Raw genomic sequence first — 25,286 nt, 5'->3', positions numbered from 1 at the left:
GCGCTCGACCACTCCCCATGCATTCACGCGACCATGAGGCCCATGAGCCGAATCCTGATCGTCGAAAACGAAGACACGCCGCGCCAGACCCTGAAGGATCTGCTCGAGCGTCAGGCGTACCGCGTCGCGACTGCCGCATCGCTCGACGCGGCCCAGGCGCTGGCGCCGCAGACCTTCGACCTGGTGATCTGCGATCTGCGCTTGGCAGGAGAAGATGGCACGCAGATGCTCGCGCTGAGCGCCCCGACACCGATATTGGTCATGACCGACCACGCCAGCCTGCGCAAGGCCGTGGTCGCGCTCAAGGAAGGCGCCGTCGATTGTGTCGCCAGACCCGTCGATGACGATGACGTCCTGGCGACCGTGTCACGCGTGCTGTCACACCCGGCGCCCAAGGAAACCGCCGCCCCTAGCGGCGTTCCCCGTGGCATGATCGGCGAGTGCGTCGCCATTCAGCGTGTCTACGAACGTATCCGCAAGACGGCACCCGCCGACGTCACCGTGCTCGTACAGGGGGAGACGGGCACCGGAAAGGAACTGGTCGCGCGCGCTCTGCATCGCCAGAGCCGCCGCGCCAAGGCACCGCTGATCTGCGTCAACTGCGCCGCGATTCCCGAAACCCTGATCGAATCCGAACTCTTCGGCCACGAAAAGGGCGCCTTCACAGGCGCCAACAGCGCACGCACCGGCCTGGTCGAGGCCGCCGATGGCGGCACGCTCTTCCTCGACGAGATCGGCGAGTTGCCTCTGGACGCTCAGGCCCGCCTGTTACGGGTGCTTCAGGAAGGCGAGATCCGGCGTATCGGCTCGGTGGAGACGCGTTACGTCGATGTGCGCCTGATCGCGGCGACGCACCGTGACTTGCACTCGCTGTCGCGCAGCGGCGAATTCAGGCTCGATCTCTACTATCGACTCAATGTTATGCAGATCGAGCTGCCACCGCTTCGCGAACGCGATGACGATATTCTCTCCATTGCCCAGGTTCTGCTCGAACGTGCTTGTACCCGTCATGCACGACCGGGATTGCGCTTATCGCGTGCCGCACGCCGCGACATCCTCGGTTACGCCTGGCCTGGCAATGTGCGCGAGCTGGAAAACGCTCTGGAGCGCGGCGTCATTCTCGCCGAGGGCCACCTTATCCACCCCGACGACCTCGGCCTCCCAATGGAACGAAGACAGGAGCCGGTCTCTGCATCTCCCGAACCCTCCGCCGCCCCCGAGGAGGAGGACGTGCTCGACGACGACCTTTCCCTGGAAGACTATTTCCAGCATTTCGTGCTCGAGCATCAGACGCAGATGAGTGAAACCGAGCTTGCCCAGAAGCTGGGCATCAGCCGCAAGTGCCTGTGGGAGCGTCGCCAGCGCCTGGGAATTCCACGCAAGAAGAACGCCCGCCGTCTAGGGTGAGATCGCTTAATGCCGACGCCGAGCGCCTTTTGCCCCTGTCGCGACTATGGTCTAAGCGCATTTCTCGGCCTTTTTAGAGACCCTATACGCCATTGAGACGAGGCCAATGCACCAGTTGTTACCATCCCACACAAGAGATGCCCCGTTATGCGGCAATTTCGGTAACACCAAGCTTCTTCAGAACGCAGGGAACTTTCATAAAAAACTATAAAACACTGATTAAAAAGAAGAAAACAAATGGTGGCACGACCACTGCAATATATAGATCAAGAAAAACAACAGCCGGACGCCCGTGGCGCACGAACAACGACAATAACGTACGTCCCAGGTGCTCAGCCCGACATCGGTAATAACAAACACAACAACGTCGAGCTTGAACATCGCAAGCGAATCGCCAACAACAACAAACGAGACGCAATGCGAGTCGACCGCCAACAACAACAAGAGGGTCGATATCCGGAACCGAACCAGGACGCGACGCTTCATGCGAGGCCCAACAAGAACAATGCCCTCGCCCGAAGCATCCCGACAACAACAACAAAACGTCGGGAGAAACGATGTCGTCGTGGTTGGATTATTGTTTTGAATACGAGGTGGTCACCACGCGGGAAGAGTCACAACAACAATAATACTGCTTGCCTGCCCGACCTCATTGGTGACTGTGGTGCGTATTCAAGGCGATGCGCCATCACGAAGAAGAAACAGCAGCAAGGACGCTGCACAGCATACTTAGGGGAGGCCCACCGGGTCTCCCCTTTCTAATGATGCATTCCCACCTACTTCTTGCCCTGGCTCGTTCTCGATTCCCATCACGCCACATCCTTTGCAAGCCAAGGAGTGTCGGCTTACACTAGCAACTTCGCTCTCCGCAAGTCGTTAACGACGCATGTTCAAAGGATTTACCCGCTTTCTCCAACGCCCCGGTGAACGTTTGAAGACCCTGTTTGGCGCCCAACAGCCTTCCGGCCACTCCACACCCACATTGCGCGTCATCCCGCGTGATCAGCACGACGTATCGCGGCGCCTGTTCAGCGAAAGTGCCCTCAAGGTGCTGTATCGTCTGCACAATGCCGACCATGAAGCCTACCTGGTAGGTGGCTGTGTGCGTGACTCACTACTCGGTAAAGTCCCCAAAGACTTCGACATCGCCACCGATGCCACGCCGGAAGAAATACGTACGCTGTTTCGCAACTCACGCATCATCGGGCGCCGATTCCGTATCGTCCATGTGCGCTTCGGCCGCGAGGTCATTGAAGTCACAACCTTCCGTGGTCGGCCCGGCGACGATCAAGACACCGCGCATTCCCAGCAATCCGACGACGGCTTGCTGCTGCGTGACAACGTCTGGGGCACCATCGAGGAAGACGCGCTACGCCGCGACTTCACGGTCAATGCGCTTTACTACAACATCGCCGACTTCTCGATTCACGATTGGGCCGACGGTGTGAACGATCTCGAAGCCCGCACCCTGCGCTTGATCGGCGACCCCGAGGTGCGCTATCGCGAGGATCCGGTGCGCATGCTGCGTGCCGTGCGCTTCGCTGCCAAACTGGACTTCGATATCGAGCCGAGCACCGAGACACCGATTCTCGAATTGGCCCCCTTGCTGTTGCAGATCCCTCCGGCACGCTTGTTCGAGGAGGTCCTCAAGCTCTTCCTGTCCGGACAAGCACTGCGTACCTTCGAATTGCTCCGCGAGTATGGCCTGTTCGCCATGCTGCTCCCGGAGGCCGAGGAGGCCATCGCGGAACGCACGTGGGCAAAGCCGCTGATCGAACAGGCCCTGATCAACACCGATCGGCGCATCCAGGAAGAACGCCCCGTCACGCCGGCGTTTCTGTACGGTGCCATGCTGTGGCCCGGCATGCGGCTACGCGCCGAGCGTCTCGAGAGTGACGGCATGCCGCCGATCCCCGCGCAACAGACCGCCTCGCAGCAAAGCATCTCGCGGCAACTGCAGCACACTTCGATCCCCAAGCGTTTCAGCATGCCGATGCGGGAAATCTGGGACCTTCAGCAACGCTTGCCCAAGCGTCATGGCAAACGCGCCTTTCAGACTCTGGAGCATACCCGTTTCCGCGCCGCCTATGATTTCCTCCTGCTGCGAGAGAGCGCCGGTGAGATCGACCCCGGGCTCGGTGCTTGGTGGACAGCCTTCCAGGAAGGCGACGACCACGAGCAAGCACGCCTGATCGCCAAGACCAGTGGTTCTCCGGCCGGCACGTCCGACCGCCCCAAGCGGCGTCGTCGTCGGCGCCGGCGCACCCCATCCTCCGAGCAAGGCAATGACGGACGCCAGGAGTGATCGCGTAGCGGCCTATATCGGCCTGGGCAGCAATCTGGACAGGCCGCGCGAGCATGTCTCGCGCGCGCTGAACGAATTCGATGCCCTGCCGCTGACCCACTTGGCGGGGCATTCTTCCCTATATGCCTCAGCGCCGGTGGGCCCCCAGGATCAACCCGACTTCATCAATGCCGTTGCCTGCGTATTCACACGACTCTCGCCGCTGGCCTTGCTCGATCAACTGCAGGCACTCGAGCAACGCCACCGCCGGGTGCGCCAACGCCATTGGGGACCGCGCACGCTGGATCTCGACCTCTTGCTTTACGCCAATCTCGAATGGCAAACGCCGCGCCTGACGCTCCCTCATCCGGCTATGTACGAGCGGGCCTTCGTACTCGTCCCGCTGGCGGAACTCGCGCCACAGGTAACGATTTCAGGCAAGACCAGCGCTACCCTGGCGAAGTACCACGATGATGCGGACTTGCACCGCCTTCTTCCCTAAAAGTCGAGTTGCAGCCGATGTGTTACCGATCCACACTCTCGGCACCCCGAGGTAACGTTTGCGGTAACACTTCTCCCAGGCCCGAGCGGGCCGCCACAGCATGGAATGTCTCATGAAAACCGTCACCTTGAGCCACCTCAATGCCTTCAAGCGTGCCAGCGAACCGTTCAGTTGCCTGACGGCCTACGATGCCTCGTTCGCGCAGCATGCGGGCGACGCCGGTATCGATGTGCTGCTGGTGGGCGATTCACTGGGCATGGTGCTGCAGGGTCATGCCAGCACGCTTCCCGTGACGCTCGACGACATCCTTTATCACACACGCTGCGTGGCACGCGGCAAGCAGCGCAGCCTGTTGATGGTCGACCTGCCCTTCATGAGCAACGCCGACACGCGCCAGCTGCTGCACGATGCCGGCGCCCTGATGCGAGCCGGCGCCGAGCTCGTCAAGATCGAAGGTGCGGGCTGGATGCATGACGATGTGCGCGCACTCACGCGGCGAGGCGTGCCGGTATGCGCGCATCTGGGCCTGACGCCCCAGAGCGTGCATCAGTTCGGCGGCTATAAGGTGCAAGGCCGAGAACAGGACGATGCCCAGCGCATCGTCGACGATGCCCGGTTGCTGGTCGACGCCGGTGCGTCGGTGATCCTGCTCGAATGCGTACCCGCCGCGCTGGGACGCGCCGTGCGCGATGCAGTGGAGGTCCCGGTGATCGGGATCGGTGCAGGCCCCGACGTAGATGGCCAGATTCTAGTGATGCATGACATCCTCGGCGTAACGCATGGGCAGCCGCCGCATTTCGCCAAGAACTTCCTGACCGGCCACGACAGCATTCAGGCCGCATTCGCGGCCTACCACGACGCCGTCAAGACACGCCAGTTTCCCGCCGAGGAGCATTGTTTTTGATGTTGACGCTGCACGACATCGCCGAATTGCGTGCCCATTTGAATCCCCAACGCCGCGACGGCCAGCGCATTGCCCTGGTGCCAACCATGGGCAATCTGCACGCCGGGCATTTGGCCCTGGTCGATGCCGCGCGCCGTGACGCCGACGTGGTAGTCGCCACCATCTTCGTCAACCCTCTACAGTTCGGCGCCGGCGAGGACTTCGAGCGCTATCCGCGAACCCTCGAGGCCGATACTCAGGCACTGGCGAGCCACGGCTGCGATATCGTCTTCGCCCCCAGTGCCGAGACGCTCTATCCCCAGGGCCGCGATCATCACACCCAGGTCAGTGTGCCCCAAGTGTCGGAAGGACTGTGCGGCGCCAACCGGCCCGGGCATTTCACCGGTGTGGCCACGGTCGTCAGCCTGCTCTTTCATCTCGTGCAGCCCGATCTTGCCTACTTCGGGCGCAAGGATTACCAGCAGTTGACGGTGATCCGCAAGATGGTCGCTGACCTGCATTTCCCGATCGATATCGTCGGCGTGCCCACCCAGCGCGGCGAAGACGACCTGGCGCTCTCCTCACGCAACGCGTATCTGAGTACTACGGAGCGTCAGCGCGCCCCGGCACTACATCGCATCCTGTGCCAGGTACGTGACGCCCTACAAGGCGGCAAACCTCCGGCGTCGGCACTGCGCGAAGGCTTGGCGAGCCTCGCCGCGGAGGGCTTCAAACCCGATTATCTGGAGCTGCGTCGCACTCAGGATCTGGGGCCTGTCGCGCTGGATACCCGCGAGGCGATCCTGCTCGTCGCCGCGCACCTCGGCACCACCCGCTTGATCGACAATCTAACGGTCGACTTACCGCGCTGAGTACCAGCACGAGACCACTACGAGGTTCCCACGATGTACACCATCATGCTCAAGGCCAAACTCCACATGGCTCGTGTTACGCACGCGGTGCTCGACTACGAGGGCTCCTGCGCGATCGATGGCGAATTGCTCGATCTCGCCGGTATTCGCGAAAACGAGCAGATTCAGATCTACGACGTGGAAAACGGCAACCGCTTCACGACCTACGCGATTCGCGGTGAAGCCGGCTCGCGCCTCATTTCCATCAATGGAGCCGCCGCGCATCAGGCCCAGGTCGGCGACCGCATCATCATCTGCAGCTACGCTCATTACGCGGAACACGAGCTCGACGCCCACCAGCCCGCGCTCGTCTACCTGCAGGAAGGCAATCGCATCAGCCATACCAGTCACGCCATCCCCGTGCAGTTCGCCTGATCTCCATCACATTACGCCGGTATACCCGCTCATATCGGCGATCTACGCCCATTACCCGATTGTCGCGCAACACCGTACTCACCTATTCTGAGTGTATCGTCCCTCTACGCTGATCAGGAGACTCTCATGGAAGATGTGGTGATCGTAGCCGCGAGGCGCACCGCCATCGGCAGCTTTGGCGGCGCCCTCGCCAGCCTCCCCGCGGCCCAGCTTGGCGCCACGGTCATCGCGGATTTGCTCGCGCATACCGGCGTGGCGCCCGAACAGGTCGACGAGGTTCTTTTGGGTCAGGTGCTGGCCGCCGGATGCGGCCAGAACCCCGCTCGCCAATCAGCCATAAACGCGGGGCTGCCTTCCGCCGTACCGGCGATGACCCTCAATAAGGTCTGCGGCTCGGGCCTCAAGGCACTGCATCTGGCCACGCAGGCCATCCGCTGTGGCGACGCCGAGGTGATCATTGCCGGTGGCCAGGAGAACATGTCGCTATCCCCGCACGTGCTGCCGAACTCGCGCACCGGCCAACGCATGGGCGACTGGACGGCGGTGGACACGATGCTCCGCGACGGCCTATGGGATGCCTTCAACGATATGCACATGGGCAATACCGCCGAGAATCTTGCCGCCAGATACGCCATCACCCGCGAAGACATGGACGCCTTTGCCGCCGCATCCCAACAAAAGGCGGCCGCGGCCATCGAGGAAGGTCGTTTCGCCGGACAGATCGTGCCGGTCGAGATCCCCCAGCGCAAAGGCGACCCACTCCACGTCACGACCGACGAAGGGCCTCGCGCGGGCGTGACCGCCGAACAACTCGCCGGCATGCGCCCAGCCTTCAAGCGCGATGGGTCCGTCACCGCCGGCAACGCCTCCTCACTCAACGACGGCGCCGCCGTGACCATGCTCTGCTCGGCACAGAAAGCGAAAGCCCTGGGGCTGGAACCCCTCGCGGTGATCAAGGCCTACGCCAATGCCGGGGTCGACCCCGCGATCATGGGCATCGGCCCGGCCCCCGCTACGCGGCGGTGTCTGGAACGAGCCGGCTGGTCACTCGACGAATTGGACGTGATCGAAGCCAACGAAGCCTTTGCCGCCCAGGCGCTCGCCGTCAACAAGGAGCTCGGCTGGGACTCGGCCAAGATCAATGTCAATGGCGGTGCCATCGCACTGGGGCACCCCATCGGCGCCTCCGGCTGCCGCATCCTGGTGACGCTGCTGCATGAGATGATCGCCGGCAACGCCAAGAAAGGGCTGGCGACGCTGTGCATCGGCGGAGGACAAGGCGTGGCGCTGGCCATCGAACGCCCGTGAAACGCTAACAAAAACGCTGTTTTGTAACTCTACGTCAAACCGGTGAACTTTTCGATTATCCTGCCTGCCCAATCGTTTACGACGCCCAAGCGGCGTCGTATTCGTCTTGGCTTCAACAGGAAATGTCATCGGTATGTTGATTTCGGTGCAGGCATTACGTGCGTTTGCGGCATGGGTGATCGTCTTCCACCACTTCGTGCAGGTCTTTTTCGATTTCGAGACCAATAATGCCTTCGAGCACCTCCTCGCCACCCGAGGTCAAATGGGTGTGGATATCTTTTTCATCATCAGTGGCTTCGTCATCTATGCCGCCACCGCGCGCCGCGCACCTTCCAGCGGGGAGTTTCTCCTACAGCGAGCAGCGCGCATCGTGCCCGCTTACTGGCTTTATACCGCCATCACGGCAGGCATCGTCTACCTTTCGCAGGATGTCATGCCAGACTACGGGCTGGACCTCAAAAGCCTGGCGATGTCGCTTTTATTCCTGCCTACCGAGAATCCTGCCGGCTATGGGTACTATCCAACATTACCCGTGGGGTGGACACTCAACTTCGAAATGCTGTTCTACCTGGTGTTTGCAGGCTCCCTGCTGGTCAATAAATACCTACGCCTGTGGCTACTAGCCCTGGTGCTTATCGCGATCAGTGCCTGGCTTGCAAAGCGCCCACTATTGAGCGACTTCTACCATGATCCGATCATCTACAATTTCCTGCTCGGACTAGGAGTCGGCATCGTCTACCGCCGCGGCTGGCTTCCCCAAGGGCGATGGGTTCCGGCCGCTATCGCCTTGGCGGCATTCACACTGCTCATGCAGTTCGACGACCCCCAAGGCATGACGCGCTTCCTGGCCTGGGGATTGCCCAGCACGGTGCTGCTTTGCGCGTTCATCGCCATGGAGCCACTGTTCGCTGGCAACCGAGTGATCAAGGCACTGGGGGATTGGTCCTATTCGACCTACCTGCTTCATGTGATCGTGCTGTGGACGGCGCAATACACCTTGCGCGAACACGTCGGCCTCCCTCCCTACGCGACCCTGGCCATCTGCTTGCCGCTCATCGCCGTGTTTTCGTGGGCCAGTTTCGAATTCATAGAAAAGCGACTTTCACGCCACTTGCGCCAGTGGATACCCAAGCGCCGCTCGCCTCCTGCCACAAACGCCTATTCAGTTTGAGACACCGCTAACGTAAAAAGCCCCGTACACCTTGGCGTACGGGGCTGCATTAGCCGCGAGAAGCGGGCCGTTTATTCAGTCTCAGCCGGCGCCGCCTCGAAGGCCGCTTTCTCTTCCGCAGTGATTTCCTTGATGGAAAGCTTCACGCGGTTGCGATTATCGATGTCGAGCACCTTGACGATGACCTCCTGGTCCTCGCTGAGGTAGTCGCGCACGTCGTTGACGCGCTCAGGGACGATCTGCGAGATATGCACTAGGCCGTCGGTGCCCGGCATGAAGGTGACGAAGGCGCCGAAGTCGGTGATACGCGCGACCTTGCCCTGATAGAGCTTGCCGATCTCGGGCTCGGCGGTGATCGCCAGCACGGTATCGATCGCCGCCTTGGCGGCCTTCTTGTCCTCGGCATAGATGCGCGCGGTGCCGTCATCGTCGAGGTCGATGGAGGCGCCGGTATCATCGCAAATCTTGCGAATAGTCGCGCCGCCCTTGCCGATCACGTCACGAATCTTATCCGGAGAAATCTTGACCGTGGCCATCGACGGCGCATTATCGGACACTTCGCTACGACTCTGGCCGATGACGGTGCTCATCTGCTCCAGAATATGCAGACGCGCCTCATGCGCTTGCTGCAAGGCGGTTTCCATGATCTCTTCGTTGATGCCCTCGATCTTGATGTCCATCTGCAGGGCCGTCACGCCGGCGGTGGAGCCCGCCACCTTAAAGTCCATATCGCCAAGGTGGTCCTCGTCACCGAGGATATCAGTCAACACCGCAAAGCCATCGTCATCCTTGACCAAGCCCATGGCTATACCCGCCACCGGGGCCTTGAGCGGGACGCCGGCGTCCATCAATGCCAGGGAAGAACCGCATACCGAGGCCATGGAGCTGGAGCCATTGGATTCAGTGATTTCAGACACCACGCGAATGGTGTAGGGGAAGTCTTCCTCGTTGGGCAGCACCGCCTGAACACCACGCCGTGCGAGACGACCGTGACCGATTTCGCGGCGCTTGGGCCCGCCCATGAAGCCGGCTTCGCCCACGCTGTAGGGTGGGAAGTTGTAATGCAGCAGGAAACGGTCCTTGCGCTCACCTTCCAGCGACTCGATCAATTGCGCATCTCGCAGCGTCCCAAGGGTCGCGACCACCATCGCCTGGGTCTCGCCTCGCGTGAATACTGCCGAGCCATGTGTCTTGGGTAGATTGCCGACCTCGATCGCCAGCGGACGCACGGTCTTGTGATCGCGACCATCGATACGCGGCTCACCCTTGATCACCCGTGAACGGACCACGCGTTTCTCAAGACCGGCAAAGCCATCCTTGACCTCGTCGGCATCGAACTGGCCTTGCTCTTCACCGGCCAGTTGCGCGATCGCCTCATCCTTCAGGACGGATAAGGCATCCTGACGCTCCATCTTGTCGGTAATACGATAGGCTTCACCGATCTTGGCCTCGAAACCGGCCGCGAGGGCCTCTTTGAGCGTCGTGTTCTCGGTGGCAGGTTGCCATTCCCAACGCGGCTTGCCGGCCTCGGCGGTCAGTTCGTCGATGGCGGCGATCGCGGTCTGCATTTCCTGATGGCCAAAAAGCACCGCACCGAGCATTTCATCCTCGAGAAGTTCGTTGGCCTCGGACTCGACCATGAGCACGGCCTTACCGGTACCGGCCACGACCATGTTCAACTCGGAGCTGCCCAGCTCTTCCACCGTCGGATTGAGGAAATAGCCATTGTCCTCGGTGAAGCCAACGCGCGCGGCCGCAATCGGACCATTGAAGGGAACGCCGGAGATGGCCAACGCCGCGGACGTGCCTAGCATCGCCGCGATGTCCGGATCATGGTTGCGGTCGGTGGAGAGCACCGTGCACACGACCTGCACCTCGTTCATGAACCCGTTGGGAAACAGCGGGCGGATCGGTCGATCGATCAAGCGCGAGGTGAGCGTTTCCTTCTCGGTAGGGCGGCCCTCACGCTTGAAGAAACCACCGGGAATCTTGCCCACGGCGTAGGTCTTTTCCTGGTAATGGACAGAAAGCGGGAAGAAAGGTTGCGCGGGGTTGGCGTCTTTCTTGGCCACCACGGTGCACAGCACCACGGTGTCGTCCATGGTCACCATCACGGCACCGGTAGCCTGGCGGGCAATGCGGCCCGTTTCCAGGGTCACGGTACTGCGACCGTACTGAAACGTTTTCTTGACCGGGTTCACGGCAATGTCCTTAACTTTTCATCTCATGTATGGGTCGTCTCGACTCGGCGACCATTTTAGGAGTTCACGCGCCACAGAGCCACTCATTACGACATGCGAGGCCTACGAAACGAAAACGGGCAGCCCCGGAGGACTGCCCATTTCAAACGACCACGCGTCGGCGCTAGAGTGAAAGACCTTCGCAACCCTGGCATGCAGATGCATTACCTTCATGGCATCCACACTACCCTGTCGCGAACGGAACTCCCCTTAGCGGCGCAGGCCGAGACGCTGGATCAACGACTGATAGCGCGCGATATCCTTGCGCTTCAGATAATCCAGCAACTTGCGACGCTGGTTGACCATGCGAATCAGGCCACGACGAGAGTGGTGATCCTGCTTGTTGCTCTTGAAGTGATCCTGCAAGCCATCAATGTTGGCGGATAGCAGGGCCACCTGTACTTCAGGGGAGCCGGTATCGCTTTCGCCACGACCGTATGCATCAACGATGGCGGCTTTCTGTTCAGCGGTCAGTGCCATTTCTCTCTCCAGTAAACAATATGCCTGAGCAATGAATGTCGGAGACCACGCATATTTGCAGTCTCCAGGTACTGCCCGCGAAATACGGGCACCATGTAAAAGGCCTGGCCTTCATGCACACAGAGGGTATTGGTGTGCCCCGGCGCACATGGCACGCGCCGGGCATCACGCCTCACTCGCAAACGGGCGAGGCGGTATTCCGTAAGCGTTGCGGCGTGACTTCCCCAGGTGTCGTAACGCTCACGAGCCCCAGGAAAGTGCCGTCGTGATATAGACGCGCCGTCTCGTCCGGAGTCAACGCCCCGGTTTCGACCCGCGCCCGCTGCCCATGCAGCAGCCGCCGCGACTCGATCGCTGCCACCTCAAGCGATGGCACATGGGGCAACATCGCATCGACAGGCAACAACCTCGCCTGACGCGAGGCCTCGTCCATTTGCTCGAGCGCTGCGAAGTCCTGCATGGCCTCGGCATCGAACGGTCCGCTATGCAGCCTACGCAGGGACATAATGTGCGCGCCGCATCCCAGCGTCCGGCCGATATCCTCGGCCAGGGTACGGATATAGGTACCTTTGCTGCAGCGGACCTCGAGTTCGAAGCCTTCGGCCTCGCACGACAGCAGGCGCATATCATAAACCCTCACGCGGCGCGCCGCACGCTCGACCTGCTTGCCTTCGCGAGCCAGCTCGTACAGAGGGCGCCCCTGGTGCTTGAGTGCCGAGTACATCGGCGGAACCTGCTCGATATCGCCGCGAAATTGTGCCAGTACAGCCTCGATATCGTGCTCGGCGAGGGCCGGCACCGTATGACATTCGATCACAGTACCTTCAGCATCACCGGTATCAGTGGTTTCACCTAGTCTGACACGCGTGCGGTACGTCTTGTCGGCATCGAGCAAGTAGGCGGAAAACTTGGTTGCCTCACCAAAGCAGATCGGCAGCAAGCCAGTCGCCATGGGGTCCAGTGTACCGGTATGGCCAGCCTTTTTCGCCTCGTACAGACGGCGTACCTGCTGCAAGGCATGGTTCGACGAGACATCCTGTGCCTTATCGAGCAACAGCACGCCATCCACCGGTATGCCACGACGTCGCGCCATCAACGTACCTCGTCTTCGTCTTCATCGTGACGGCGACGATCATCGGCCACCGCCTCGTCGATCAAGGATGACAGACGCTGGCCGCGCACAATGCTTTCATCGTAATGAAAGCGCAATTCCGGCACATGCCGGAGCTTGACGCGATTGGCGATCTGACTGCGCAGGAAACCCCGCGCATGACGCAGCACCTTGAGGTTTTCATCGATGCGCGTGGCATCGTTCTCACCCAACAGCGTGATGTAGATGTCAGCATAGCCCAGGTCACGACTGACCTTCACCGCACTCACAGTGACCATCCCCAGGCGAGGATCCTTGATCTCACGCTGGATGAGGACGGCCAACTCCTGCTGGAGCTGATCGGCCACACGATCGGTACGTTGGAATTCGCGCATCGTTATCTCCCGCGATTCGCCATTCGGATGGCGGACGACGCATCGTCCGCCTCACCTTACAGGCTACGCTCGACCTTGACCTGATCGAAGACCTCGATCTTGTCGCCGACCTGAACGTCGTTGTAGTTCTTGACGCCGATACCGCATTCCATACCACTGCGGACCTCGCCAAGGTCATCCTTGTAGCGACGCAAGGATTCCAGCTCACCTTCGTAGATGACAACGTTTTCGCGCAGCACGCGAATCCGCTTGTGACGATGCACGGTGCCTTCGACGACCATGCAGCCTGCGACAGCGCCGATCTTGGGCGCACGGAACACCTCGCGGACTTCGGCTACGCCGACGATCTCTTCTTTCCAATCCGGTGCCAGCATGCCACTCATGGCCTGCTTGACCTCGTCGATGAGGTTATAGATGACGCTGTAATAGCGCAGATCCAGGCCTTCCCGTTCGACGATTTCCCGCGCGGAGACATCGGCACGCACGTTGAAGCCGACCAGAATGGCATCACTGGCCACCGCCAGATTGGCATCTGTACCGGTGATACCGCCGACACCAGAGGACACGACTGCGACCTTGACCTCGTCGGTGGAGAGTTCTTCCAGAGCACCGCGAATCGCTTCCAGGGAACCTTGCACATCGACCTTGAGGACGATGTTGACCTTGGCCACCTCGTCCTGACCCATCTGGCTGAACATGTTCTCCAGCTTGGCCTTCTGCTGGCGAGCCAAGCGCACTTCGCGATACTTGCCTTGACGGAAGTTGGCGACTTCACGCGCCTTCTTCTCGTCGGCCACGACGATGAACTCATCACCGGCTTCGGGCGTCCCATCGAGGCCCTGGATCTCGACCGGCATGGCCGGGCGGACCTCTTCCACACGTGTGCCGGTTTCATTGACCAGCGCGCGAACGCGACCATAGTGCAAGCCAGCCAGGACGATATCGCCCCGCTTGAGTGTGCCGTTCTGTACCAGCACGGTCGCCACCGGACCACGGCCCTTGTCCAGTTGGGACTCGACGACGACGCCCTTGGCCGGTGCTTCCGGCACTGCCTTGAGCTCGAGCACTTCAGAGACCAGCAGTACCGCCTCGAGCAGTGCATCGATACCGTCACCGGTCTTGGCCGAGACGTGTACGAACTGCGTGTCGCCGCCCCATTCCTCGGAGATAACACCGTGCTGGGAAAGCTCATTGCGGATACGGTCGAAATCCGCACCTTCCTTATCGACCTTGTTGACCGCAACCACCATCGGTACGCCGGCCGCTTTGGAATGCTCGATCGCCTCGACGGTCTGCGGCATGACCCCATCGTCGGCCGCGACGACCAGGATGACCACGTCGGTCGCCTGGGCACCGCGTGCACGCATGGCGGTGAACGCCGCGTGGCCTGGAGTATCGAGGAAAGTCACCCCACCGTGATGCTCCTCGACGTGATAGGCACCAATATGCTGGGTGATGCCACCGGCCTCGCCGGTCGCGACTTTCGTGCGGCGAATGAAGTCGAGCAGCGAGGTCTTGCCATGATCGACGTGACCCATCACCGTGACAACTGGCGCACGCATAATTTCGTCGCCTTCATAGGAGATGGCCTCGAGCACTTCCGTCTCCAGCGCATCGTCCTTGACCAGCTTGGGCTTGTGGCCCATCTCTTCGACGACGATGGCCGCCGTGTCCTGGTCGATGGTCTGGTTGATGGTCACCGCCGCGCCCATGGTGAACATCGCCTTGATGACCTCATTGGCCTTGATCGACATCTTGTCGGCCAAATCGGCAACGCTGATCGACTCAGGAATGCCAACTTCGCGGACGATGGGCTGCGTCGGCTTCTGAAAGCCATGCTGATTATCGCGACCGCTACCGCTACCACCACGACGACCGCCACGACGTTCGGAGCGCTTGGCTTTCTTCGCATTGCCACGACGCCGCTCACGACGCTCGTCATCATCGTCACGACCGCCTTTACGGCCACGTTCGGACTCTTTCTTGTGAGGAGTCTGACCGCGCCGGTTCGGTGTCCGAGGCTCTTTCGGCGGCGCCTCGACGTAGGGCTCGCTTGCGGGCTCCGGCGTGGCGATGTCCTCGGGCACGGGGGCTTCCGGTGTGCTCGGCGCTTCGCTTTCAGCCGGTTTGGCCGCCTCGGCCGCCTGCGCTTCCTGCGCCGCTTTTTCTTCCGCCTCCACGCGCGCAGCCTCTTCGGCGGCGGCCTGTTCTGCCTTGGCGGTTTCGGCAGCCTGGGCAGCCTGAGCCTGCTTGGCATCGGCCATGTCACCCACCAGCTGACGCGGACCGGCTTCCTCGGCCGGTGCTTCTTCGGTCTGCTCCGGCTCGCGTTTTACGTAGGTACGCTTTTTTCGCACTTGTACGTCGATCGCCTTGCCACGACCATCGCCACTACGGATCCGACTCTTGGTATTACGCGTCAACGTCACACGGTTCTTCGTCGCGCCGCTATCCCCACCATGGCTACGCGTCAGGTGATCGAGAAGGCGCTGCTTGTCCTCCTCGGATACCGCATCGCTTTCGGCCTGATGGGGAAGCCCCGCTTCTTTCATCTGCTCCAGCAGACGGGACACGTCGCGTCCCACCTTGCTGGCAAAATCCTTAACGGTCATGTCTGACATTACGACCCTCCTGAGCCCGTGACCAGATTACTGTTCGCTCTCGAACCAAGGCGCACGAGCGGTCATTATCAGCGCCGCAGCGCGCTCTTCGTCCACATCGTCGATGTCCTTGAGATCATCGATGGACTGCTCGGCCAAATCCTCACGAGTGACGATCCCTCGGCTGGCGAGCGTGAATGCCAAGTGACGCTCCATGCCCTCCATTTCAAGGAGGTCGTCGTCAGGCTGCGCACCATCCAGCGCCTCTTCTGAGGCAATGGCCAGCGTCAGCAGTTCGTCCTTGGCTCGAGCGCGCAGCGTTTCGATCAGTGCTTCATCCAATCCCTCGATTGCGTGCAATTCCTCGAGCGGCACGTAGGCCAGCTCTTCGAGCGAGGTAAAGCCCTCCTCGACCAGCAGACGAGCCAGTTCCTCGTCGACTTCGAGGTGATTGATGAAGTACTCGATCAGGCTGTCGATTTCTTGCTCGCGCTTGCCTTCGGCCTCTTCTTCGGTCATCACGTTGAGCGTCCAGCCCGTCAGCTCGGAAGCCAGGCGAACGTTCTGGCCGCTGCGGCCGATGGCCTGCGCCAGGTTATCCTCGGCGACGGCGACATCCATGGAGTGGGCGTCTTCGTCGACAAGAATGGAACCGACTTCCGCAGGCGCCATGGCGTTGATCACCAATTGCGCCGGGTTGTCGTCCCAGGTGATGATGTCCACGCGCTCGTTACCCAGCTCATTGGACACCGCTTGCACACGCGAACCGCGCATGCCGACACACGCACCGACGGGGTCGATACGCTTGTCGTTGGTCTTCACCGCGATCTTGGCGCGTGCACCCGGATCACGCGACGCGCTCTTGATCTCGATCAATTGCTCCGCAATTTCAGGCACTTCGATCTTGAAGAGTTCGACAATCATCTCGGGGCGCGTACGCGTCAGAATCAACTGCGAGTTACGCGCCTCGGCATCGACCTTCCACAACAGGGAACGTACCCGCTCGTTCATGCGGTAACGCTCACCGGGGATCATTTCACTACGCGGGAGGAAAGCCTCAGCGCTCTCCCCCAAGTCAACCACCAGCCCTTCACGCGTGGTCTTCTTGACGATACCCGCCACCAGCTCACCTTCACGCTCGGCGTATTGGCGCACGACCTCAGACCGTTCGGCTTCGCGCACCTTCTGCACGATGACCTGCTTGGCAGTCTGGGCAGCGATACGCCCGAAAGCCACCGACTCGACCTGCTCTTCGACCACATCGCCGAGGGCCAGCGGCGGATCGCGACGCTCAGCCTCGGAGAACGGAATCTCGCTGTCCCGATTCTCGAATGCGTCATCGTCGACAACGGTCCAGCGGCGGAAGGTTTCATAATCGCCAGTCACACGGTCGATCTGGACGCGGGCGCTCACTTCCTGGCCGTCGAAACGCTTGCGCGATGCACTCGCCAGCGCCGACTCCACGGCCTCGAAGATCACTTCTCGCGGCACCCCCTTTTCGTTCGAGATCGCATCCACGACTAGCAGAATCTCTTTACTCATGCCTATGCCTCGTAGAAAAGCTGTCCTTAATTATCGAACTGAGGCACCACCCGCGCCTGCTCGATGCTTTCAATCGGAAAGCAATATTCTTGTCCGTCGAGTTGCAGCAGAATCTCGTCGCCCTCGACACCCGCCAATTGTCCCTGAAACTTGCGACGCCCTTCGAAAAGAGCACTCAACTTCACCTTGACATGGCTGCCCTTGAAACGCGCGAACTGATCGAGCGTAAACAGAGGACGATCCATTCCCGGCGATGAGACCTCCAAGCGATACTCTCCCGCAATGGGGTCTTCTACATCCAACACGCCACTGACTTGACGGCTGACTGACGCACAGTCATCAACGGTCACGCCCTCAGCGCTTTCGATATAGATCACCAAACGGGAATGCTTACCCTGGGAAAGGTAGTCGACCCCCCAGAGATCGAAGCCCATGGCCGTCACGACCGGCTCGATGAGCGTATTCAGTGCAGCATGCTTATTTGCCACAGACGGAGGCTCCCACTAGCAGTTGCATCAGGCACCTGACCAGGAGTGAAGAGGAAAGCTAGGTGGCTGATTGGCGTTATCGTCGCAAGTGATAACAAAAAGCCCCTTCATAGGAAGGGGCTTTTCATAAAAAACTTGGTAGCGGGGGCCGGATTTGAACCGACGACCTTCGGGTTATGAGCCCGACGAGCTACCAGGCTGCTCCACCCCGCATCAATGGCTAACGATTGTACTGACTACTTCTTGGAAAGTCAAGGTGTCAAACCATCGTTATATCGCGCCAATCTTTAATTGGGTCAACAACTTACATTGACTCAATGTGGTGCCGAAGGCGGGACTTGAACCCGCACGACCATGAGGCCACTACCCCCTCAAGATAGCGTGTCTACCAATTCCACCACTTCGGCAACAGGGGCCAGACTACCCCGATGCAAAACGTTTGACATTCTTTGTTTGCATCGTCTCGCCTGCTAAGCTACTCACCATGCTGTCAGCCAACTTGGCCTCACACATTGCTTGATGAGCTAACTCAATGACGGCATTGCATTTATTCGCCGCCGTCCTCGAGTACTGGCGCTGTATTCTCCTCGCTATCCGCCCCCTCGTCAATAGACGACGACGAATTTTGTTGCTCGACAACTTGCGCGTCGGGCACTCCTTCCTGTGGTGCGTCTCCTGCCTGTGACACGAAGTATGCCAATCCAAGCGAGGTCACGAAGAAAATCGCCGCCAGCACCCCCGTCAATTTGGCCAGAAAATTACCGCTGCCTTGCGACCCGAAGACCGTTTGCGAAGCGCCGCCCCCGAAGGACGCACCAGCATCGGCCCCCTTGCCCTGCTGTAGCAGCACCAACACCACCAAGGCAATGGCGATCGCCACATGAACCAATAACACCCCAATATACATCGCGCTACCTTGCTGAATGACAAATGGCTAGAAAATCGTCGACCTTGAGCGAAGCACCACCCACCAGGCCGCCGTCAATATCCGGCTGAGCCAGCAGCTCGGCCGCATTGGCCGCGCTCATGCTACCGCCGTAAAGCAACCGCATTACCTGTGCCAGGTCGGGATCGAAACCAGCCTGGTACTCACGAATAGCGGCCATGACGTCCTGCGCCTGCCCAGGTGTCGCCGTACGTCCCGTACCGATGGCCCACACCGGCTCATAAGCGATCGTCACCCGAGCACGTTGTTCGGGCTCAAGAGGGGCCAACGCATGACCGACCTGGCGCAGCACTACATCAAAAGTATGCCCTGCATCGCGCTCTTCGAGCGTCTCGCCGACACATAAGATCGGCTGAATGCCGACATTCAATGCTGCCAGCAAGCGATCATAGACGTCATCATCGGTTTCACGATAAAGCGCACGTCGCTCCGAATGACCGACGAGCGCATAGTCGACACCACACTCTTTGAGCATACGCCCACTGACCTCGCCAGTATGTGCACCGGAATGCGAGGGATTGAGCGTCTGCGCACCGAGCTTCACGGATACATCGGCCAACGCGCGATGCGCTGCATCGAGATAAGGGAATGGCGGCAGTACGACGACGTCCAGCGAATCGGGAAGCGTATCGTCGGTGAAGGCACGACCGAACGTGTCCACGAGTGCGTGCGAGCCGTTCATCTTCCAATTGCCCGCGATCAGCGGCGTGCGCATAGAATAGTCCTCCGAATGGAGCGCCATGGTATAGGAGGCGTATTGACAACACAATATGCGCGCCTCAGCGTGCCATTTGCCCCTCGATATCGTCCGCAATACACTTAGCTAACGCGTCAACGTCGAAATGGGGGCGCCCTTCAACCATGACCCGGATCAAGGGTTCGGTGCCCGAGGGCCGTAACAACACACGTCCTTCGTTGCCCAGCTCCGCCTCGACCGAGGCAACGGCATGACGCACCTGTTCATTGACCAATAGCGCATCGTTGTCGACATCGGGAGGCAAGCGTACGTTGATCAACGCTTGCGGCGCTTTCTCGAAACCCTTGAGCAGGCCCGACAGCGACGATGACTCACGCACCATGATCGCCAGCACCTGAAGCGCCGATACGATGCCATCACCGGTCGACTGCACATGGCCGCAGACTATGTGCCCGGAGGACTCGCCACCCAGCTGCCAGCCGTTGGCCGCCAAACGCTCCATCACGTAGCGGTCCCCAACTTTGGCCCGCTCGAAGGGAATACCCAAGGCTTCCAGCGCAGCCGCAAGCCCGAAGTTGGACATCAGCGTTCCGACCACGCCGCCGCCCAGCATATCGCGCATCTTCCGGTCACGAGCGATCAGATAAAGAATATCGTCGCCGTCAACCTCATGCCCCTCGGCATCCACGAGAATCACGCGGTCGCCATCGCCGTCCAACGCCATGCCGAGATCGGCGCCACGCTCAATCACCGCCGCGCGCAAAGCGTCGGGATGCGTGGACCCCACACCCTGGTTGATGTTGAGCCCATCCGGGTCGGCACCAAGCAAGCTGACATCGGCGCCCAGTTCACGCAATACGCTAGGTGCGATGTGATAAGTCGCCCCATGCGCGCAATCCAGCACCACTTTCAGGCCTTCCAGCGTCAGGCGGTCGGGCACCGTGGACTTGCAGAATTCAATGTAACGCCCCGCAGCATCCGCGATACGCAGCGCCTTACCCAAATCCGCCGGTGCAACCGTTGATAGCGGCTGCTCGAGTTCCGCTTCGATCTCTTCCTCGACGGCATCGGCAAGCTTGACGCCCTCGGCGGAGAAGAACTTAATGCCGTTATCCTGAAACGGATTGTGCGACGCGGAAATGACGATTCCTGCATCGGCACGAAAGGTCCGTGTCAGGTACGCGATACCCGGCGTGGGCATCGGTCCCAGCAAGGATACATCGACCCCTGCCGCCGATAGTCCCGCTTCCAGAGCAGACTCGAACATATAACCCGAAATCCGCGTATCCTTACCGATCAACACCTTGGCACGCGACTTGCGTCCCGTGTGGCGTGACAGCACGCGGCCCATCGCCCAGCCCAGTTTCAAAACGAAATCAGCGGTAATGGGAGGCTCCCCCACCGTGCCGCGAATACCATCAGTTCCAAAATAGCGTCGTGTCATGCGTCGGAGCCTTCCTGTAGCACTGCCCAAGTCATATTGACCGCATCCACCGTCGGTCCCACATCGTGAACACGCACGATACGCGCCCCACGCTCCACCGCCATCGTGGCGAGCGCCAGGCCGCCCGGCAGGCGTTCCTCGACGGGACGCGCCAGCACTTTGCCAATCATACTCTTGCGTGACATGCCAGCCAGTATGGGGAGCCCAAAATCAGTCAATGGTTGCATACGATTCAGCAACCGCAGATTATGTTCGACACGCTTGCCGAAACCAAAGCCTGGATCGAGTACCAACTGGTCGCGTCGAATCCCCACCGCTTCGCATTCAGCGATACGCGTCTCGAGGAACGCGGCCACTGCCTCTTCGATCGGCACCTCGTAATGCGGTGCTCGCTGCATGTCGGTGGGCTCACCCAGCATATGCATCACGCACACCGGAAGGCCGCTCATCGCCGCAGCCTCCAGCGCGCCGGGCCAGCGCAAACTGCGCACATCATTGATCATGCCCGCACCCCGCGACGCCGCCTCACGCATCACTTCGCCGCGACTGGTATCCAGCGACACCAGTGCATCTAGCTCGTTGACCAAACGCTCCACCACCGGCAGCACGCGATCCAGCTCTTCCTGAAGCGGCACCGGCGAAGCGCCCGGGCGTGTCGACTCACCACCGATGTCGATGATCGCCGCACCCTCGGCCAGCATGTTTTCGGCACGACGCACAGCCTCATCCAGTGCGTTATGGCGGCCACCGTCGGAAAACGAATCGGGCGTGACATTGAGGACCCCCATGACGCGGGGGTAAGAGAGGTCGAGCTGATGGCGCCCACAGCGCAGCTGCGTGGGCGTATCGTATCGGTCTTGCATGATCAGGGCCGTTGCAATGTCAAACTGCTACCTTACCATGCGGCGGTCGGAGTGTAAGCACACCCCAAACGCCAACGGGCGCCGCATAGCGGCGCCCGTTGGAAGATGACACAAGATTGATATTAGTGGCCGGCCGGCCCGCCCAATGGATCAGACGGACGACGACGCGCATCGTCATCTTCGTCACTGCCGGTGTCGGATTCTTCATCCGACGACGTGCCCGCCGCGTGACCCGACCCGGTAGTCGGCCCCTTGTCGTCCCAGTCTTCGGGAGGACGCGGCTTACGACCTTCCATGATGTCGCGAAGCTGGTTGGCGTCGATGGTTTCGTACTGCATCAACGATTCGGCCATCAGGTCGAGCTTGTCGCGATTGTCTTCCAAAAGCTGGCGCGCCTTGGAGTAGCACTCGTCGATGATCCGACGGACTTCCTTGTCGAGTCGTGTCGTGGTCTCGCCAGATTTGAGCTTGCCACCTTGGCCAGAACCACCCAAGAACTGGTGAGACTCGTCCTCATCGTACATCAGCGGTCCCATTTCCTCGGAGAGCCCCCACTTGGCTACCATGTTATGGGCCAGCTCGGTAGCGCGCTTGATGTCGTTGGATGCCCCCGTTGTGACGCCATTCGGCCCCAGCGTCATCTCTTCGGCAAGCCGGCCGCCGAACAACGAGCAGATCTGACTGATGATTTGCTGCCGCGAGAGGCTATATCGGTCTTCTTCCGGAAGGAACATCGTCACGCCCAGCGCATGACCGCGCGGGATGATCGTCACCTTGTAGACCGGATCGTGCTCAGGCATCAAGAGCCCGATGATGGCATGGCCCGACTCGTGATACGCGGTGTTGCTCTTTTCCTTCTCGGACATGGCCATCGAGCGTTTTTCAGCGCCCATCAGGATCTTGTCCTTGGCCATCTCGAGCTCGTCCATGCCCACCAGACGCCTGTTGCGACGCGCCGCGAACAATGCCGCCTCGTTGACCAGGTTGGCCAGATCGGCACCAGAGAAACCCGGCGTCCCGCGTGCAATGAGGGTCGAGTGAACATCATCTGCCAGTGGCACCTTACGTAGATGCACACCGAGAATGTGCTCGCGACCGCGGATATCGGGAAGCCCCACCACGACCTGACGGTCGAAACGGCCTGGACGTGTCAGTGCGGGATCGAGCACATCGGGACGGTTGGTCGCGGCGATGACGATGATGCCTTCGTTGGCTTCGAAACCATCCATCTCGACCAATAGCTGGTTGAGCGTCTGCTCGCGTTCGTCGTTGCCGCCTCCCATACCGGCGCCACGCGAACGCCCGACGGCGTCGATTTCGTCGATGAAGATGATGCACGGGGCCTGCTTCTTGGCTTGCTCGAACATATCGCGGACACGCGATGCCCCTACGCCGACGAACATCTCCACGAAGTCGGAACCCGAGATCGAGAAGAACGGCACATTGGCCTCGCCAGAAATCGACTTGGCCAACAACGTCTTACCCGTACCCGGCGGCCCCACCATCAAGACACCGCGAGGAATCTGCCCACCCAAGCGCTGGAACTTGCTGGGGTCCTTGAGGAAGTCGACGAGCTCTTCGACTTCTTCCTTGGCTTCGTCACAACCGGCCACGTCGGCGAAAGTGGTCTTGATCTGATCTTGGGTCAGCAGCTTGGCTTTGGACTTACCGAAGCTCATGGGGCCGCTCTTACCGCCAGCGCCCCCCTGCATTTGACGCATGAAGAAGATGAAGATCGCCAGAATGATCAGAATCGGGAAACTGGCAACGAGCAGGCGCGTCCACAGGCTCTGCTCCTCTGGCTGCTTACCCACTACACTGACGTCGTGCGCCAGTAGATCATCCATCAGCTTAGGATCTTGCGCCGCCGGACGGATCGTCTGGAATTGCGTGCCATCATCACGCTCCCCCGTGACCGTGTAACCTTCGATGGTTACATTGCTCACTCGGTCATTCTGCACCTGCTCGACGAATTGAGAGTAGCTCATCGCCTGAGGCGAGCTGTCGGAACTGAAGTTGTTGAACACCGTCAGCAACACTGCCGCGATGACCAACCAGAGGATCAGGTTCTTCGCCATGTCGTTCAAGGGAATACCCTCATTGCATGCAACTGTCTGCCAAGCAGGACCATAATTTGGACACTACACCACAAGAAGCGTTCCGACTACCAAGTCATTATGACTATCGAGCCAATACGCCTGAGGGCCAGTCCCATGGACACAAGCTCAGCCGTGGAATCCTTCTGCAAGCAGATAGACTTCGCGCGAACGGGCCCGCGAGGCCTCCGGCTTGCGAGTCGTCACCTTGCGAAAGCTGCTGCGCAGCTCTTTCAAATATGCATCGAACCCTTCTCCCTGGAAAACCTTGGCCACAAAGCGCCCACCAGGCGATAAAGTTTGGCGCGCCAGATCCAGCGCCAGCTCGACGAGATACATCGCCTGGGGCTGATCGATGGCCGCCATACCACTCATATTGGGGGCCATATCGGACAACACAAGGTCGACACGACGCCCTTCCAAGGCGGCAAGAATTCGCTCCAGCACATCCATTTCAGTGAAGTCACCCTGTACGAACGTCACTCCGGCCAGCGCATCCACCTCCAGAATATCCGACGCCACCACACAACCCTTGGCTCCGACCTTATCGGCGGCAACCTGGCTCCATCCGCCTGGTGCGGCGCCAAGATCAATGACAGTCATGCCCGGCTTGAGCAGCGCATCCTTGGCATCGAGTTCGAGTAGCTTGTAACTCGCCCGCGAACGATAACCATCTTGCCACGAGCGCTGCACGTAGCGATCGTCAAAGTGCTCCTTGAGCCAAGAGGCCGAGCGCTTGCTAGTATGCGAGGAACGTGCCACGGATCACCTAAATCGATAGCGGTCAAAACTCGTCCGGAAGGCAGGGCGGGCTAGCTGAGCGGGCGGCACGGCCTTTCCAAGACGCCGCTTTCCCCGTAACATGACATGTTCCATCTTTTTTCGGCGCCACACTTCAAGGTCTAGCCACAAGGCCAGAACGATCGACAGCAGTTGCGCCAGTCTGCGGCTTGGCCGCATTCAGATAACGCCCTCGGCAAAACGCCGAGTGTCCGCCAACCCGGAACAGTCACGATACCATGAGCTTGTCACAGGCACAAAAGAAAGCATTTCGCAGCATCGGCCACCACTTGAACCCCGTGGTAACGGTCTCGGAAAACGGGCTGAGCGAAGGCGTCTTGGCCGAGCTCGCTCGCGCCCTGGAAGATCACGAACTGATCAAGGTCAAGCTCGCCATCGGCGATCGCGGCGCCCGCCAAACCGTGATCGACGAATTGACCGAGGCCAGCCACAGCGAACTCGTCCAGACGATCGGCAAGGTTGCGCTGATTTATCGCCGCAATCCACGGGTCAACCCCAAGCTCTCCAACATCCAGCGCTTCGAGAACCACCACGGACGGCGCTGAGCGGCCGGGCGGTGCCCGGAGCTTGAAGTTATAAGAACGGCGCTTCGCGCCTGGAAGTCGGAAGAAACAGCAAAACCCGCTTTGAGCTTCGAGAATCCGGATGCACCCCCTGGACGAAAAGATGCCAGCGACGAAATATCGTCGCTGGCATCTTTCGTTAGGAGCTAGAAGCCAAGATCAAACCACTACAGTTCTGTTTTGGGTTTGGCTTTTGATCT

At 60.2% G+C, this 25,286-nt stretch carries 22 protein-coding genes and 2 tRNA genes; 9 read left to right on the top strand and 15 right to left on the bottom strand.

Annotated features, from left to right (window positions below; all coding sequences use genetic code 11):
* Positions 1-42 precede the first annotated feature (42 nt).
* From OP496_RS06205 to OP496_RS06170, 8 genes are all read left to right on the top strand, one after another.
* A complete protein-coding gene (locus OP496_RS06205) occupies positions 43-1,407 on the top strand; it encodes a sigma-54 dependent transcriptional regulator (protein WP_280562636.1) in 1,365 nt (454 codons plus the stop codon).
* Positions 1,408-2,293: 886 nt separating this feature from the next.
* A complete protein-coding gene (gene pcnB, locus OP496_RS06200) occupies positions 2,294-3,712 on the top strand; it encodes a polynucleotide adenylyltransferase PcnB (protein ID WP_280562635.1) in 1,419 nt (472 codons plus the stop codon).
* On the top strand, positions 3,693-4,193 hold the full coding sequence (gene folK, locus OP496_RS06195; protein ID WP_280562634.1) for a 2-amino-4-hydroxy-6-hydroxymethyldihydropteridine diphosphokinase: 501 nt from the start codon (positions 3,693-3,695) through the stop codon (positions 4,191-4,193). Before pcnB ends, folK begins: the two co-directional genes overlap by 20 nt.
* A 112-nt stretch (positions 4,194-4,305) precedes the next feature.
* Positions 4,306-5,097: a 3-methyl-2-oxobutanoate hydroxymethyltransferase gene (gene panB / locus OP496_RS06190; protein WP_280562633.1), complete on the top strand. Its 792-nt coding sequence runs from the start codon at positions 4,306-4,308 to the stop codon at positions 5,095-5,097.
* Positions 5,097-5,948 carry a pantoate--beta-alanine ligase gene (panC, locus tag OP496_RS06185; protein ID WP_280562632.1) on the top strand — a complete coding sequence of 284 codons (852 nt, stop codon included), beginning with the start codon at positions 5,097-5,099 and terminating at the stop codon, positions 5,946-5,948. The genes panB and panC overlap by 1 nt, the downstream gene beginning before the upstream one ends.
* Positions 5,949-5,981: 33 nt before the next feature.
* Entirely contained in the window at positions 5,982-6,362 is a 381-nt protein-coding gene (panD, locus tag OP496_RS06180) for an aspartate 1-decarboxylase (protein ID WP_280562631.1), read from the top strand.
* A 126-nt stretch (positions 6,363-6,488) separates the two neighbouring features.
* A complete protein-coding gene (locus OP496_RS06175; RefSeq protein ID WP_280562630.1) occupies positions 6,489-7,670 on the top strand; it encodes an acetyl-CoA C-acetyltransferase in 1,182 nt (393 codons plus the stop codon).
* A 133-nt stretch (positions 7,671-7,803) separates the two neighbouring features.
* Positions 7,804-8,841, top strand: coding sequence for an acyltransferase (locus tag OP496_RS06170; RefSeq protein ID WP_280562629.1), 1,038 nt, complete (start codon positions 7,804-7,806; stop codon positions 8,839-8,841).
* Positions 8,842-8,912: 71 nt separating this feature from the next.
* Here the strand turns inward: OP496_RS06170 and pnp are convergent, their stop codons facing one another.
* From pnp to rlmE, 15 genes are all read right to left on the bottom strand, one after another.
* A complete protein-coding gene (pnp, locus tag OP496_RS06165; protein WP_280562628.1) occupies positions 8,913-11,042 on the bottom strand; it encodes a polyribonucleotide nucleotidyltransferase in 2,130 nt (709 codons plus the stop codon).
* Positions 11,043-11,291: 249 nt separating this feature from the next.
* Positions 11,292-11,561, bottom strand: a complete 270-nt coding sequence (rpsO, locus tag OP496_RS06160) for a 30S ribosomal protein S15 (protein ID WP_280562627.1) — start codon at positions 11,559-11,561, stop codon at positions 11,292-11,294.
* 172 nt (positions 11,562-11,733) lie between these two features.
* Positions 11,734-12,654 (bottom strand): tRNA pseudouridine(55) synthase TruB, encoded by a 921-nt coding sequence (gene truB / locus OP496_RS06155; RefSeq protein ID WP_280562626.1) that lies wholly within the window; start codon positions 12,652-12,654, stop codon positions 11,734-11,736.
* Positions 12,654-13,046 (bottom strand): 30S ribosome-binding factor RbfA, encoded by a 393-nt coding sequence (gene rbfA / locus OP496_RS06150; RefSeq protein WP_280562625.1) that lies wholly within the window; start codon positions 13,044-13,046, stop codon positions 12,654-12,656. The genes truB and rbfA overlap by 1 nt, the downstream gene beginning before the upstream one ends.
* A gap of 56 nt (positions 13,047-13,102) precedes the next feature.
* Positions 13,103-15,667 carry a translation initiation factor IF-2 gene (gene infB, locus OP496_RS06145; RefSeq protein WP_280562624.1) on the bottom strand — a complete coding sequence of 855 codons (2,565 nt, stop codon included), beginning with the start codon at positions 15,665-15,667 and terminating at the stop codon, positions 13,103-13,105.
* A 27-nt stretch (positions 15,668-15,694) separates the two neighbouring features.
* The gene (gene nusA / locus OP496_RS06140) at positions 15,695-17,188 is read right to left on the bottom strand and encodes a transcription termination factor NusA (protein WP_280562623.1); all 1,494 of its coding nucleotides are present in this window, start codon (positions 17,186-17,188) and stop codon (positions 15,695-15,697) included.
* A gap of 26 nt (positions 17,189-17,214) precedes the next feature.
* A complete protein-coding gene (gene rimP / locus OP496_RS06135; protein ID WP_280562622.1) occupies positions 17,215-17,676 on the bottom strand; it encodes a ribosome maturation factor RimP in 462 nt (153 codons plus the stop codon).
* Between the two features lie 136 nt (positions 17,677-17,812).
* Positions 17,813-17,889, bottom strand: a tRNA-Met gene (locus tag OP496_RS06130).
* Between the two features lie 107 nt (positions 17,890-17,996).
* A tRNA-Leu gene (locus OP496_RS06125) sits at positions 17,997-18,083 on the bottom strand.
* 140 nt (positions 18,084-18,223) lie between these two features.
* Positions 18,224-18,583 (bottom strand): preprotein translocase subunit SecG, encoded by a 360-nt coding sequence (gene secG / locus OP496_RS06120; RefSeq protein WP_280562620.1) that lies wholly within the window; start codon positions 18,581-18,583, stop codon positions 18,224-18,226.
* A 4-nt stretch (positions 18,584-18,587) separates the two neighbouring features.
* Positions 18,588-19,337, bottom strand: a complete 750-nt coding sequence (gene tpiA, locus OP496_RS06115; protein WP_280562619.1) for a triose-phosphate isomerase — start codon at positions 19,335-19,337, stop codon at positions 18,588-18,590.
* Between the two features lie 64 nt (positions 19,338-19,401).
* Entirely contained in the window at positions 19,402-20,763 is a 1,362-nt protein-coding gene (gene glmM / locus OP496_RS06110; protein ID WP_280562618.1) for a phosphoglucosamine mutase, read from the bottom strand.
* Positions 20,760-21,551 carry a dihydropteroate synthase gene (folP, locus tag OP496_RS06105; RefSeq protein WP_280562654.1) on the bottom strand — a complete coding sequence of 264 codons (792 nt, stop codon included), beginning with the start codon at positions 21,549-21,551 and terminating at the stop codon, positions 20,760-20,762. Before folP ends, glmM begins: the two co-directional genes overlap by 4 nt.
* Positions 21,552-21,748: 197 nt before the next feature.
* Positions 21,749-23,713, bottom strand: coding sequence for an ATP-dependent zinc metalloprotease FtsH (gene ftsH / locus OP496_RS06100; protein WP_280562617.1), 1,965 nt, complete (start codon positions 23,711-23,713; stop codon positions 21,749-21,751).
* A 138-nt stretch (positions 23,714-23,851) separates the two neighbouring features.
* On the bottom strand, positions 23,852-24,484 hold the full coding sequence (gene rlmE, locus OP496_RS06095; RefSeq protein WP_280562616.1) for a 23S rRNA (uridine(2552)-2'-O)-methyltransferase RlmE: 633 nt from the start codon (positions 24,482-24,484) through the stop codon (positions 23,852-23,854).
* A gap of 257 nt (positions 24,485-24,741) precedes the next feature.
* Here rlmE and yhbY point away from each other — a divergent pair, with 257 nt between their 5' ends.
* Positions 24,742-25,068, top strand: coding sequence for a ribosome assembly RNA-binding protein YhbY (gene yhbY / locus OP496_RS06090; protein WP_280562615.1), 327 nt, complete (start codon positions 24,742-24,744; stop codon positions 25,066-25,068).
* Positions 25,069-25,286: the final 218 nt, after the last annotated feature.

It is taken from the genome of Chromohalobacter sp. 48-RD10 (genome assembly GCF_029889785.1).
GTDB lineage: Bacteria > Pseudomonadota > Gammaproteobacteria > Pseudomonadales > Halomonadaceae > Chromohalobacter.
This window is presented reverse-complemented; position numbering and strand designations above follow the sequence as displayed.

What these genes read in the sequence shown, in the direction of transcription:
- pcnB (WP_280562635.1), top strand. Translation starts at nt 2,294, where the DNA reads ATGTTCAAAGGATTTACCCGCTTTCTCCAACGCCCCGGTGAACGTTTG.
- folK (WP_280562634.1), top strand. Translation starts at nt 3,693, where the DNA reads ATGACGGACGCCAGGAGTGATCGCGTAGCGGCCTATATCGGCCTGGGC.
- OP496_RS06205 (WP_280562636.1), top strand. Translation starts at nt 43, where the DNA reads ATGAGCCGAATCCTGATCGTCGAAAACGAAGACACGCCGCGCCAGACC.
- panD (WP_280562631.1), top strand. Translation starts at nt 5,982, where the DNA reads ATGTACACCATCATGCTCAAGGCCAAACTCCACATGGCTCGTGTTACG.
- OP496_RS06175 (WP_280562630.1), top strand. Translation starts at nt 6,489, where the DNA reads ATGGAAGATGTGGTGATCGTAGCCGCGAGGCGCACCGCCATCGGCAGC.
- rpsO (WP_280562627.1), bottom strand. Translation starts at nt 11,561, where the DNA reads ATGGCACTGACCGCTGAACAGAAAGCCGCCATCGTTGATGCATACGGT.
- glmM (WP_280562618.1), bottom strand. Translation starts at nt 20,763, where the DNA reads ATGACACGACGCTATTTTGGAACTGATGGTATTCGCGGCACGGTGGGG.
- panB (WP_280562633.1), top strand. Translation starts at nt 4,306, where the DNA reads ATGAAAACCGTCACCTTGAGCCACCTCAATGCCTTCAAGCGTGCCAGC.
- tpiA (WP_280562619.1), bottom strand. Translation starts at nt 19,337, where the DNA reads ATGCGCACGCCGCTGATCGCGGGCAATTGGAAGATGAACGGCTCGCAC.
- rbfA (WP_280562625.1), bottom strand. Translation starts at nt 13,046, where the DNA reads ATGCGCGAATTCCAACGTACCGATCGTGTGGCCGATCAGCTCCAGCAG.
- infB (WP_280562624.1), bottom strand. Translation starts at nt 15,667, where the DNA reads ATGTCAGACATGACCGTTAAGGATTTTGCCAGCAAGGTGGGACGCGAC.
- truB (WP_280562626.1), bottom strand. Translation starts at nt 12,654, where the DNA reads ATGGCGCGACGTCGTGGCATACCGGTGGATGGCGTGCTGTTGCTCGAT.
- OP496_RS06170 (WP_280562629.1), top strand. Translation starts at nt 7,804, where the DNA reads ATGTTGATTTCGGTGCAGGCATTACGTGCGTTTGCGGCATGGGTGATC.
- secG (WP_280562620.1), bottom strand. Translation starts at nt 18,583, where the DNA reads ATGTATATTGGGGTGTTATTGGTTCATGTGGCGATCGCCATTGCCTTG.
- yhbY (WP_280562615.1), top strand. Translation starts at nt 24,742, where the DNA reads ATGAGCTTGTCACAGGCACAAAAGAAAGCATTTCGCAGCATCGGCCAC.
- panC (WP_280562632.1), top strand. Translation starts at nt 5,097, where the DNA reads ATGTTGACGCTGCACGACATCGCCGAATTGCGTGCCCATTTGAATCCC.
- folP (WP_280562654.1), bottom strand. Translation starts at nt 21,551, where the DNA reads ATGGGGGTCCTCAATGTCACGCCCGATTCGTTTTCCGACGGTGGCCGC.
- nusA (WP_280562623.1), bottom strand. Translation starts at nt 17,188, where the DNA reads ATGAGTAAAGAGATTCTGCTAGTCGTGGATGCGATCTCGAACGAAAAG.